Source organism: Streptomyces sp. NPDC033221, from assembly GCF_055577005.1.
On record NZ_JBVIQN010000017.1, the window covers coordinates 85686 to 98695 of the forward strand.

The 13010-nt window shown below is 70.4% G+C and carries 8 protein-coding genes; 7 read left to right on the plus strand and 1 reads right to left on the minus strand.

Features of this window, described 5'->3' with window-relative positions; translation table 11 throughout:
* Window positions 1–4: 4 nt before the first annotated feature.
* Complete coding sequence (locus ACZ53K_RS22705) at window positions 5–1201, minus strand: MFS transporter (RefSeq protein WP_468839498.1); 1197 nt, start codon at window positions 1199–1201, stop codon at window positions 5–7.
* Window positions 1202–1275: 74 nt separating this feature from the next.
* Here ACZ53K_RS22705 and ACZ53K_RS22710 point away from each other — a divergent pair, with 74 nt between their 5' ends.
* The 7 genes from ACZ53K_RS22710 to ACZ53K_RS22740 all read left to right on the plus strand — a co-directional run bounded on the left by ACZ53K_RS22710 (window position 1276) and on the right by ACZ53K_RS22740 (window position 12928).
* Window positions 1276–1905 (plus strand): TetR/AcrR family transcriptional regulator, encoded by a 630-nt coding sequence (locus ACZ53K_RS22710; protein ID WP_468839501.1) that lies wholly within the window; start codon window positions 1276–1278, stop codon window positions 1903–1905.
* A gap of 287 nt (window positions 1906–2192) precedes the next feature.
* A complete protein-coding gene (locus ACZ53K_RS22715; protein WP_468839504.1) occupies window positions 2193–4361 on the plus strand; it encodes an MMPL family transporter in 2169 nt (722 codons plus the stop codon).
* Window positions 4362–4857: 496 nt separating this feature from the next.
* Entirely contained in the window at window positions 4858–7323 is a 2466-nt protein-coding gene (locus ACZ53K_RS22720) for a hypothetical protein (protein ID WP_468839507.1), read from the plus strand.
* An 82-nt stretch (window positions 7324–7405) separates the two neighbouring features.
* Window positions 7406–9994, plus strand: coding sequence for a prodigiosin MAP biosynthesis aminotransferase PigE (pigE, locus tag ACZ53K_RS22725; protein WP_468839509.1), 2589 nt, complete (start codon window positions 7406–7408; stop codon window positions 9992–9994).
* A gap of 79 nt (window positions 9995–10073) precedes the next feature.
* Complete coding sequence (gene acpP, locus ACZ53K_RS22730; protein WP_468839511.1) at window positions 10074–10334, plus strand: acyl carrier protein; 261 nt, start codon at window positions 10074–10076, stop codon at window positions 10332–10334.
* Window positions 10331–11575 (plus strand): beta-ketoacyl-[acyl-carrier-protein] synthase family protein, encoded by a 1245-nt coding sequence (locus tag ACZ53K_RS22735; RefSeq protein WP_468839514.1) that lies wholly within the window; start codon window positions 10331–10333, stop codon window positions 11573–11575. The genes acpP and ACZ53K_RS22735 overlap by 4 nt, the downstream gene beginning before the upstream one ends.
* A 30-nt stretch (window positions 11576–11605) precedes the next feature.
* The gene (locus ACZ53K_RS22740) at window positions 11606–12928 is read left to right on the plus strand and encodes a flavin monoamine oxidase family protein (RefSeq protein ID WP_468839698.1); all 1323 of its coding nucleotides are present in this window, start codon (window positions 11606–11608) and stop codon (window positions 12926–12928) included.
* Window positions 12929–13010 lie beyond the last annotated feature (82 nt).

A 13010-nucleotide genomic window follows, 5' to 3' on the forward strand; every position in this document is an offset into this window, starting at 1 on the left:
CCGCTCACGCGCGCACTGCCCGGCGTACCCGCAGCCCGCAGAAGGCCGAGACGAGGAAGGCGAATCCGACCAGCGCCCAGCCCGCCGGATACCCCCATGCGCTGTCCACCAGGGTCCCGAAACCGAGAGGCCCGACAACGAAGCCCCCGAAGAAGCCCATCGACACCAGCGCGGAGGCGTGACCGGTGGCACCGAAGGCAGGACTGCGCACGACCGCGACCATCGAGACGGCATTGGCCGCCACCGCCGACCCCCCGAGTCCCATGGCCCCGATCCACACCAGCGGGGTCAGCGCCGCGGCCATCGGCAGGAGCACCACGAAGCCGACGGCCACCAGGGCCAGGAGCACCAAGGGGCCGGAGATGTCGGTGAGCTGCCCGCTGTAACGCGTCCACAGGACGCGCGCCACGATCCCCGCCGCGCCCAGTGCCGCCACGAGTCCGCCGGACAGCCGCTCCCCCATGCCGAGTTCCTCGTGTGCGTACAGCGGCAGGTAGGTGTTGAGCGCGGCCAGTCCGGTGCCGACGCCGAGCGAGTAGACGATGAGCCAACGGGCCGCGGTGTTGGGAGCCTTGGGCAGCCGGGCTGCCGCGGGCCCCTGGGCGTTCGTGTGGTCGGCGGGCAGCCTGACCGCGATGACGGCGAAGGCCAGTGCCACCGGAACGACCAGGGCGAGGGCGACGCGCCAGCCGAGCGCCGCCGCCAGTGAGGGCACGAGCAGGCCCGCGGCGAACGCTCCGAACTGCACACCGGACTGTTTGATGCCGACGGCCGCCGCTCGCCGCCCGGCCGGCAGATGGGCGGCGATCAGCCGGTTGGTCGCCGGGTTCGCGAAAGCCTGGGCGGCTCCGGCCAGCACCAGGGCGAGCAGCAGCCAGCCGTAACTGCCGCCCGCCGACAGCACCGTGAAGGCGGCTGCCACGGTCACCAGCAGGGCCAGCAGCGCCCGTCGGCCACCGACGAGGTCGGTGATGTGCCCGGCGTACAGGGAGAACAGGGAAGCGGTGCCGAAGGCCAGGGCGGTGAGCGTACCGAGCTGGGAGCGTGAGATGCCGAGCTCGTCCAGCAATAACGGGCCGAGCGCGCCCAGGGCGAAGAGCACGAACATCGCCAGCCCCATGCTCGTCGTCAGCAGCGTCACCAGCCCTCCGGGTGACGCGCCGTCCCGCTCCGCGATCCGGGTCTCCTGCTGTGCAGCCATCCTTGCCTCCCCAACTGGGACAACCGTGTGTAGCATTACTCTAGATCCTAACTCTAGTGAAAGGAGGGTGCGGCATGTCAGGCAAGCCCGGAATCCGGCACCAACAGGCGCAGGAGACCAGAAGGCGGATGCTCGACGCGGCTCTGCGGCTCTTCGTCGAACACGGCTACGGCGGCACCACGATCGACTCGATCGCACGCGAGGCCAAGGTGGCGGTCCAGACCATCTACTTCAAGTTCGGCAACAAACAGACGATCCTCAAGGAGCTCGTCGACATCCGGGTCGCCGGCGACGACGAGCCGGTACCGACACTGGAACGTCAGTGGGTCAAGGACGCCATCCACGCCGAGGACGCCACCACCCAGCTCCGTCATCAGGTGGCCGGAGCCGGCGCGATCTACGAACGGGTCGGCGAACTCCTTGAGGTGCTGCGCACCGCGGCGGCTTCGCACGCAGACGTCGCTCCGCTGTGGGAGCGCAACAAGCAGCAGCGCCTCGAAGTCCAGACGGCACTGATGAAGGCCCTGACCGAGAAGCAGCCCCTGCCGGAAGGGCTCACTTTCGAGAGTGCGGTGGACATCAGCTACAGCCTGCTGGGCCCCGAGGTCCACCACCTCCTGGTGAGCGAACGCGGCTGGACGTCCCGGCAGTGGGCCGACTGGGTCCACGCCGGCCTGTGCCACCACCTCCTGGACGGCAACTGACCGACCCCGGCGACGGGCGGGCGCATCCGGGCCGGCCGGCGTCCGGCAGGACCCACGCCCGCCAGGGCCCCGCACCCTCGTACGAATGTCCCGTGACGCCCGGAGAGCCACCGGGCCCACCCGAAAGCGGCGGGGCAGCGACACACCCGCGCCGCCCTGAGACCACCAGGAGAGAGCCCATGGGGCTTTCGGCACAGCGACACCGCGACCCAGGCGGCGAAAAGACATCGACGGCAGGGGACCCGGCGCCACCGCCGCCGAGGGGCCGGCTCGCGGGACTGGCGCGCGTGCTGGCGCGGCGCAGAATCCCGGTCTTCTTAATCGTCACCGCGCTGGCCCTGGCCGCCGCGCTGTTCGGCGCCGGAGCCGCCGGCCACCTTTCCAGCGGCGGCTACACACCCGATGATTCGGAGTCCGCGCGGGCCGAACGGCTGCTCAGCGAACGCTTCGAAGCCGGCTCCCCCAACATGGTCCTGCTCGCCAAGGCCAAGGCCCCGGTCGACGAGGCGACGACCGCCCGGGCGGGGCAGGACCTCACCCGACGCCTCCGGAACGAGCCCGGTGTGGTGTTCGCGGAGTCGTACTGGAGCACCAAGGACCCGGCGCTGCGCTCCCAGGACGGACGCACCGCCCTCATCCTGGTCAAGCTGGCGGGCGACGAGAACGACTCCACCCGCAAGGCGCACGGTCTGGTGCCGGAGGTCACGGGCGAGCAGGGCCCGTTCACCGTGAGCGCGACCGGCCAGGCGCCGATCAACAACCAGTTGGAGAAGCAGAGCGCGGAGGACCTGACCCGCGCCGAACTCCTCGCGGCTCCGCTGACCCTGCTCATCCTGCTGGCCGCCTTCGGCTCCCTGGTCGCCGCGTCCCTGCCGATGCTCGTGGGCATCGTGTCCGTCGTGGGCACGCTCGCGGTCCTCCGGCTGCTGGCCTCGTTCACCGATGTGTCGCTCTTCGCGATGAACGTCACCACGGCCCTCGGGTTCGGGCTCGCCGTCGACTACAGCCTGTTCATCGTCACCCGTTACCGGGAAGAGCTCGCGCGGGGGCGGGAGGTGACCGACGCCATCGCCGAGAGCCTGCGCACCGCGGGGAAGACCGTCCTGTTCTCCGCCCTCACCGTCGCGCTCTCGCTCGCCGCGCTGATGGTCTTCCCCGTCTACTTCCTGCGCTCCCTGGCGTACGCGGGTATCGCGGTGGTGGTGCTGGCCACCCTGACCTCGCTGCTGATCCTGCCCGCGATCCTCGCGGTGATCGGCCGGCGGGTCGACCGGCTCGACATCTTCGCACCGCTGCGCCGCCGTTTGCCGGGCTCCCGGAAGGGCGAAGCCGGCGCCTGGCACTGGCTCTCGACCCGGGTGATGCGCCGCCCGGTCCTGACGGGTGGCGCGGTGGTGGCGCTTCTGCTGCTGCTCGCCGTGCCGTTCAGCCACGCCCGGTTCGGCATGACGGACGACCGGATCCTGCCGCGCGGTGCCGACGCCCAGCAGGCCGCCGAAACCATCCGCGGCGATTTCACGCAGGCCGCCACTGCCCCGGTGACCGTGGTCCTGCCCGCTGTCCACCCCGCAGCGGACGAGCGGCGGCTGACCGACTACGTCCGCGCGGTGTCGCAGGTCGGCCACACCGTACGAGTGGACAGCGCGGTCGGCAGCTGGAGTGGTGGCAAACTCGTCGCGCCCCCGGGGCAGGCCTCTGCCCGCTATGCGGATGCCCGCGGGACATGGCTGTCGGTGGTCTCCGACGTCAATCCGAACTCGGCGCGCGGGGAGGAGCACGTCCGGGACGTGCGAGCGGTGCCGGCCCCCTCGGAGCGGCTGGTGGGCGGGGACTCCGCGACCCTGGTGGACACCAAGGGGACACTGGCCGACCGCATCCCGTGGGCCGCGGCGATCATCGTGCTGAGCATGCTCGTCCTGCTGTTCCTCTTCTCGGGAAGCATCGTCATACCGATCAAGGCGCTGCTGTTCAACCTGCTCAGCCTGACGGCGTCGTTCGGGACGATGGTGTACGTCTTCCAGGACGGTCATCTCAAGTGGCTGGTCGGCGACTTCGTACACACCGGGCAGCTGGAGGTGACGGTGCCCCTGCTGATGTTCTGTGTGGCGTTCGGCCTGTCCATGGACTACAGCGTCTTCCTGCTCTCCCGCATCCGCGAGGAGTACCTGGCCACCGGGGACAACACCCGCGCCGTGGCCTTCGGCATGGACCGCACCGGCCGGCTGATCAGTGCCGCCGCGCTGATCGTGGCCACCGTCCTGGCCGCGCTCGCCACCTCCGGGCTGAGCCTGCTGAAGCTGCTCGGCGCCGGGCTGGCGCTGGCGGTCCTGGTCGACGCCACGCTGGTCCGCGGGATCCTCGTACCGGCTTTCATGAAACTCATCGGCCGGGCCAACTGGTGGGCCCCGGGGCCGCTCCGGCGGCTGCACGAGAAGGCCGGCCTGCGCGACGACTGATGACGTCCGGACGTACGTGCGTGTGCCCCGCGAGCCGTTTCGCGGGGCACACGCACGTACGGAATAAAAAGGAACTTGACTAAAGCTTTCAACTAGAGTAGAAATACAGCGAGTTCTCGTCGGGGGGCGGGGCACTTATCCCCGGGACGACGCGAACACGCACACGCGCCATGATCAACGGGGGTTGTCGAAATGGTACGTACAGAGCTCTGTGTCCACTCGGCGACAAGAGCGAACGGGCAAGCGGCATTCCGCTTCCACCCACAGGGCTGACCCTTCATCACCCTTTCCGCACCGGCAGGGCTTCGCGCCCGCACGGTCGCGTCGATCTTTCGACTGTTTCTTTGACGATTTCCCGCCGGGGAGTACGCCCCGGCCTCCTTCACCATTCCCTTTTCGCCATCCTGTGGTCCGGCGATCCTTGAGACACTGCCGTATGGGTTGCGTGAAAATCCGGACGGAGATTCAGAACGTGGGCTCTGCGATACCTGACGACGTGTCCGGCTCTGCCCGGCACCGACTTATCGTCCTCTCCATCGGAAAGCGTTCCGACTTCCACCGCGCCGTACACCAGGCCCTGGCCGGCCTCGCCGAGGATTCACCACGCCGGCTGACCGACAGCCACGGAGGCGGACCACCGCTGACCGCGGACAACGCGCAGGCGCTCACCCCACTGCCCGCACACACCAGGATTCTGGCGAAGGCCCGCCGCTTCCTCACGGCGGCCATGCCCCTGGCGGAGCTGCGTCTCGTCATCGCCGACACCCCGGACGACGCCGCACGCATGGCCGGCGCGCTGGACGCACCGGCCGGGTACGCGACGGTCACGCCGCTGGTCCTCATCGACGCACGAGGCGCCGGTCTCAGTACGGCCCCGTTCGAAGAGTCCGTCACCGAAGCCCTCGAAGAGCTGGCCACAGGCCTGCCCGAGCAGCTGCGCGACGGCCTGTCCACCCATCACGCGGCCGTCTACGCCGAAGGCGCCGAGCATCTCCTCCAGGTGGCGCGGCCCTATCTGCTACGGCGGATGCCGGAAGACCGCCGGGCCCTCGCCGCCGACGTGGTCTGCCTGCTGACCGACCACGCACAGCGGTGGCTCTCCCGCTCCGCCACCCGCGCCGCCCGCAAAGGCCGCTCCGCGCTGGCCGGTTCCCTCCACGCCTTTCTCGCCCGGCAGGCGGGGCCTGTCTGGGGGCTGCACTACTACACGGGGTCGGTCGTCTCCGGTCTCATCCGTGATCTGGACCAGCTCGCCGACGCCTCCGGGAACCCCGTACTCCGCGGTCCGAGCGAGCACAGCCTGGCGTGCGGTGCGCTGGCCCGGTGGCAGCTGGACGAGGCACCGTTCCTGATCGTGGTGACCAGCGGCATGGTCGACGAATTCCGCGGCACCCTGGCCAACCTCAGAGATGCCCGCGCCCGCGGCTTCATCGTCTGCGCCGATTCCGCGGCTTCCGCCTGGTACCCGTTCCAGGGCACCATCCACGGTGCCGAGGATTCGCGGGCGGTGCTCCAGGCTCGGGACATCCCCTACGTCTATCTGGACGATCCCGACCAGCTGGCCTCCGGCCTCACCGAAGCGTTCACCGCCTACCACCAGGGACGCGGGCCGGTCGTTCTGCTCGTGAGCCCCGCCGTACTGGACAGCATTGCCGGCGAGGAAATCCCCGGCGAAGCCGCCTGCTTACCCAAGGCGTCCTTGACCCCCGTCCGGGAAGACGCCATCGCCCCCGTCATGAACATCGTCAACCGGGACCCGGGCAGGCTGCTGTGGCAGTGCGGCCGTCTCGACGACGAGGAGTCCGGACTCGTCCACGACATCGCACGACGCGCCGGCATCGGCCTGGCCGACTCACTGACCCGCCCCGGGAGCGTTGCCAAATACCGCGACGGACAGCTGGTCCCCGAATACCTGGGAACACTCGGCGTGTACGGCTTTTCCGCACGCGTCCACGACTACCTGCACGCCGGAGGCCGGCTCCGGCCCCGTAACGAGCAGTGTCTGTTCTTCCTCAAGAGCCGCATCGCCGAAGCGGCCACCCCGTTCTCCCCCCGCGCGCTGAAACGCTCCTTGCGCATCGTCCAAGTCACCCGGGAAGCGGAACACCTCGCCCCGTTCGCGGACCATCCCCTGCACGCCGACGCCGGCGCCTTCCTGCGCGCCGTGCGCGAGCGGCTGGACGTCGATCCGGACGTACGCGCCACACGGACCGAAGCCATCGCCCGTACCCGGGACAGCGCATCCGACGCGGTGCACGAGCTGCCGGTGCTTCCGATGAGCGCGAACTACTTCTTCGCGCATCTGCAGCAGGTCCTCGAACGGCTCATCACCGCCGAGGAATACACCTACACCGGCGTCTTCGACGTGGGCCGCGGCGGCCTCTCCGCGGTACGCAACCTCCCGAGGACCGGCCAGGGCTTCTCCGGCTGGTACGGGCGGGCGCTGATGGGTGACGCGCTGCAGGCCGTCCCCGCCATCGCACTGACCCGCGACGACAACATCCTCGCATTCATCGGCGACGGCGCCTCGGCCCTGGTCCCGGACATCGTGCCCACGCTCATCCAGCAGGTGTGCCTCTACGGACAGCAGCTGCGGCGCAACCTCACGGTCTTCCTGCTGATCGACGGTGGCCACTCGGTCATCCGCACCTACCACGAAGGCCGCACCGACGCGGGGATGAGCCGTCAGACCCAGCTCCTGCACCTGCTCGAACCGGAGTGGACGCGGTCCTTCGGTGGGCTGACCGTGCACCACCGGCATGTCACCGACGTGGCACAGGCCGACCTGCCGGGCTGGCTGCGTCAGCAGGCGACCGTCAATGTCTGCTCGGTGCCGGTCTCCCACAACAACGAGGGAGACGGCCTCAGCCTGCTGTCCACGCACGGCTGGCAGCGCGACGAACTGTCCGACCTCAGCCTCGCCATGTTCCGGGCGGCCGCGAAGGCCGCGGCCGGCGCGTAAGGCCCGCCCGTCGTGATCCGCAAGCCCGAGTGACCCGCTGCCCGTGCGCGACGCACCCGCCCTTTCCCACGGAGGCATTGTCTTGTCCCCCGAGTCCACAGATTCCGTCGGTCACGCCCAGGCCGGCGGCTCCCCGACCGCGTTCGGCTTCCTTGCCCACCCGATCAGCACGGGACACCGCAACCAGGTACGCGGGATCGATCTCTTCTCCCGCCTGATCGACGAGAACCGTGGTACCCCGCGCTCCGAAGGACCGTGCTACAGCGTCCCGTTGCCCCTGTTCGGTTCCGTCACCTCCGTCACCGGAGCGCGGTGCACCGGTGAGGTCCGCTACCTGCCCTACACCGCGGAACAGATCCTGCGCCGGCCCACGACCGCGCGCGCCATGGTGGCGGCGGAGGTCAACAGACTGCGTGACGAGGGTGCCCGGCTGGTCGGCCTCGGCGGTGCGACGTCCATCGTCGGTGACCGCGGTCTGTGGACGGCCCGCCAGGTCGGCATCCCGGTCACCAGCGGCAACTCCCTGACGGTGTACGCGGCGTACCGGCAACTGCTGCACGTCGTGGGGCTGCTCGGGCTGCCGGCGGAGAGCACCCGGGTCGCCGTCGTCGGGTACCCGGGCTCGATCGGCCTCGCCGTGGCGAGGCTGCTGCTGGCCGACGGGTTCCGCCTCGACCTCGTGTGCCGTCAGGGGGCCCGCTCCTCCGACGCCCTGCTCCGGCATCTGGACCGGGCCGACCACGAACGGGTGCGGCTCGTCGACGACATCACCCGGTGCTCGCAGGAGACCCGGCTGTTCGTCTGCGCCTCGTCGGTGGGCGGCCTGGTGTCGCCGGACAAGCTGCGGACCGGTTCCGTCGTGGTCGACGTGGCACTCCCCCGCGATGTCACCGCACCCCCGCGCGGCCACCAGGATGTCCTGATCATCGATGGCGGCCTGGTCAGCGCCGTCGACGAGGTGGTCGTGGGCGACGGCACGCTGCCCGGCCCCACACGGCAGCTCAACGGCTGCCTCGCCGAGACGATGGTGCTGGCGCTCGAAGGCCGGGCCGAGTCGTTCTCCTTGGGCCGCGACCTGGATCTCGGCCGGGTCCGTACCATCGGCGCGCTGGCGGCCCGGCACGGGTTCGTCACCGTTCCGCTGGCATCTTTCGGGCGGCCGGTCGCGGACGAGGAGATCGCCCGGCTGGCACGGCACTTCCGGCGCCCCTCCGCCGGCCCGGCGGTACCCGCCGGCGCCGACGAGGAGGAAGACGTCGTCCCGGCCACCAAGCGGCGGTTCCGGGACCGGGTCAACCCGCCGATGGCCCGGCTGTTCGAAGCACACGGCCTGGACCGGGTGTTCACCCGCGCCGACGGCTGCACGCTCACCACCGCCGACGGCGTCGACTACCTGGACTTCGTCGCCGGATACGGCTGCCTCAACCTCGGCCACAACCACCCACGGGTCACCGAGGAGCTGCGCCGGTTCCTCGACCGCGGTTCACCCACGTTCGTCCAGTACGTGTCCATGCCCGCGCAGACCGCGGAACTCGCGGAACGGCTCAGCGCGCTGGCTCCCGGAAACCTGGAGCGGGTCTTCTTCAGCAACTCCGGCACGGAGGCGGTGGAAGCGGCGCTCAAGGTCGCCCGCGCCGGAACGGGACGTTCGCGCCTCGTCCATGCCGACAACAGCTACCACGGCAAGACCCTGGGCGCGCTCTCCGTGACGGGCGGGGGCCGGCACCGCACGTCCTTCGGGCCGCTGCTGCCCGACACCGTCGCCGTGCCGTACGGGGACATCGACGCACTCGGCGCGGCCATCGACGGGGCGGCGGCGTTCATCGTCGAACCGGTCCAGGGCGAAGGCGGTGTCGTGCTGCCGCCCGACGGATACCTCAAGGAGGCCCGCGAACTCTGCCGCCGCGCGGGTGCGGCCTTCATCCTGGACGAGGTCCAGACCGGGCTCGGGCGTACGGGAGCCCTGTTCGCCGCCGAGCACGACGGGCTCGACCCGGACGTGCTGTGTGTCGCCAAATCGCTCTCCGGCGGCCTGGTCCCCATCGCGGCGACCCTGAGCCGCAGCGATCTGTGGGACTCCGCGTACGGCAGCACCAACCGTGCCATGCTGCACTCGTCGACCTTCGGCGGCGGCAACTTCGCCGCGGCGGCCGGTCTTGCCACGCTGGACGTGCTGGTCGACGAGGACCTGCCGCGACGCGCCCGGGAGACTGGCGAGTATCTGCGCAGCTCGCTGCGGAAGGTGTGCGGGCCGTACCGGTTCATCAAGGAAGTGCGCGGCATCGGACTGATGACCGCCATCGAGTTCGACGGCGACTTCTCGGGCGCGGTGCGCACGATGACCGACGAGTTGCTCACGCGGCTGCCCGGTGACCTGCACGCGCTCGCCGACTGGCTGCCCGACGATCTGCGGACCGCGCTGTCGCGTACCGGCAGCGCCGTGGAATCGACGCTGGGCGACCTGATGTGCCTGCGCTTCGTGAGCAGCCTGGCACGCGAGCACCGCATCCTGACGTTCGTCACCGCCCACTACAACCGGGTCATGCGGATCCAGCCCCCGCTCATCCTCGACACCGCGCAAGCGGACCGGTTCGTCACCGGGGTGAACGCCGTCTGCCAAAGCCTCGCGCTCCACGGCGACCTGGATGTCTGGCGCCCGCCGGCGAACTGACCGCCGTGCCGGGCCCGCCCGCCGCCTCGCCCCCGTAGCACCGACCACGCACACCACCGACCATGGGAGAGCACGCATCATGAGCACCATCGACGCCGAGAAGAAGATCATCGACTTCATGGTGGACCGACTCGGCCTGCAGCCCGAGGAGATCACCCGCGCCGCCCGCTTCAAGGAGGACCTCGAACTCGATTCGCTGGACATGGTGGAAATGGTCACCATCCTGGAGGAACAGCTCGGCATCACGATGGACGACACCATGGCCGAGGAGCTGACCACGCTGGGTGCCGTCATCGACTTCATCGAGGCCCGTCAGGTCGCCGACGGGACCGCGGCGTGAGCGCCCGCCGCGTGGTGGTCACCGGCCTCGGCCCGGTCACCCCGGTGGGCGTCGGCGCGAAGGCGTTCCACGTGGGCCAGCTGGGCGGCCTCAGCGCGGTGCGGGCCATCAGCCGGTTCGATCCCGCCGGTCTGCCGGTACGCATCGCGGGCGAAGTGGACCTGCCGGAGCAGCTGGCCCTGTCCCGTCGCGAGACAGCCGCCACCGACCGCTGCACCCAGCTCGCCGCCGCGGCGGCCGCCCTCGCTCTGGAGGACAGCGGGATCGATCTCGATGAGGAGGACCGCAGCCGGATCGCAGTCTCGATCGGGACCGGCTGCGGCGGCGCGACGAGCATCGCGGAAAGCTCGCGCGCGTTCCTCGGCGAGGGCCTGCAGGCGGTGCCGGCCCGTTTCGTCCCCATGTCCATGGCCAACAGCACCGCTGCCTGGGTCGCCATCCGGCACGGTCTCACCGGGCCGTGCACCACGGCCGTGACGGCTTGCGCCAGTGGCGCGGACGCGCTGGTGACGGCACATCAGCTCATCGCGACAGGCGAGGCCGACGTGGTGCTGGCCGGTGGTACGGAGGCACCGCTCACCGCGATGATCGTCGGAGGCTTCGCCCGGATGAGGGCGCTGTCCGCTCGCAATGACGAGCCGGAGCGGGCCAGCCGCCCCTTCAGCGCCGACCGGGACGGCTTCGTACTAGCCGAGGGCGCGGCCGTACTGGTCCTCGAAGAAGCCGGACACGCCGCGGCCCGCGGCGCCGTGCCGCTGGCGGAGTTCAGCGGCTACGGCCGGTCCTGCGACGCGCACCACATCGTCGCTCCCCGCCCGGACGGCGGCGCGGCCGCGCAGGCGGTGACCGCGGCGCTCCGCTCGGCGCGGCTCGCCCCCGAGGACGTGTCCTATGTCAACGCACACGGCACGGGAACCGTCTTCAACGACGCCGCCGAGGCCCGGGCACTGAGCACCGCACTCGGCGCAGCGGCCGCCCGCGTCCCGGTCTCCGCGACCAAATCGATGACCGGCCACGCCCTTGGAGCAGCCGGCGCGATCGAGGCCGTGGCCGCCGTGCAGGCGCTCTTCTCGGGCGTGCTCCCGCCCACGGCCAACCTCGACACCCCGGATCCCGGCCTCGGACTCGACGTCATCGGTCCGGAGCCGCGCGAGGCCGACACCACCGCCGTACTGTCCAACTCCTTCGCCTTCGGCGGGCACAACGTCGCCCTCGCCTTCACCGGCCCCGGCGCGAACTGACCTGCTCGCCGCCCCCATGACGAGGTGACCATGCACAGCGACTTCGACACGATCATCGTCGGTGCCGGGTTCGCCGGCGTGACGGCCGCACGGGAACTGGGCTCCCCGGGACGGCGAACCCTGCTCCTCGAAGCCCGCGACCGGCTCGGCGGGCGCACCTGGACCGACACGTTCGCCGGCCGGCGGATCGAACTCGGCGGAGCGTGGATCCACTGGAACCAGCCGCACATCTGGGCAGAACTCACCCGCTACGGCATCCCCGTCGTCACGGACGAGGAACCGGAGGAAGCCCTCGTACCCACCGAGGAGGAGCCCCTCTGCCTGCCGGCCGACGACGTCCTCGCACTCGTCACCGAACTGCTCAACAGGGTCTTCAGGGGAACGGACAGGTACTTCCCCCGGCCTCACGACCCGCTCTTCCGCGCCGATCTGCTCACGGAGTTCGACCGGTACTCACTGCGCGACTGGCTGGACCGGCTGGATCTCACGGCCGAGGAACGGTCCATGGTCACCAGCGCGCTCTCCACGGAACTCGGCGGATCAAGTACACGGGCCGCAGCGTCGATGCTCGCCCAATGGTGGGCCCTCGGCGGACTCGCCCACCACGGGTACCACTCCCTCGTCAGCTTCCGTCCCCAACCGGGAATGCGGGCGCTGCTCGAAGCCATGGTGGCCGACGCACAGGCCGAGGTGCGCCTCAACGCGCCGGTCGCCGCGATCGCCGACGATGGCGAACGCGTACATGTGACCACGCGGGCGGGCGAACGGTTCTCCGCCCGCACGGCGGTGGTGGCCCTGCCCGTCAACATATGGCCGGACATCGACTTCTCCCCGGGGCTGCCCGAGACGCACACCACCACGGCTGCCGCCGGGATCGGCGTGCCCCACAGCATCAAGCTGTGGCTCCAAGTGAAAACCGACCGCCCGCCATTCATCGCCCAGGGCTCCGAAAGCGCACCGATCTCCACACTGCTCCCCCACGCCACGGTGGAAGACGGCCAGATCCTGGTCGGCTTCAGCGTCGATCCGTGCTTCGACGTCACCGATTTCACGCTGGTCGAAAAGGCCGTCCAGCGGCTGGTGCCGGACGCCGAACTCGTGGACTACCGGGCCCATGACTGGGGCCGAGACGCATTCTCCCGGGGCGGCTGGGGAACCCGCCGCCCCGGCCAGCTGACCACGACGCTCGGGACACTGCAACAGCCTCTCGGCCGGATCACCTTCGCCTCGGGCGACCTCGCCAGCGGCTGGGCAGGCTGCATCGACGGCGCCGTCGAGTCGGGCCTCAAGGCCGCGCGACGGATCTCGGCAGCCGGGCAGGGCCGGGTACTCCCGTCAGGCATCGTTCTCTGAGCCGGTTGGTCGGGACGTAAGCGAGCGGCTGCCCTCCGGGGGCAAAGCTCCGCGCAGACACCGTCGCCAAGGCGCTCAATGA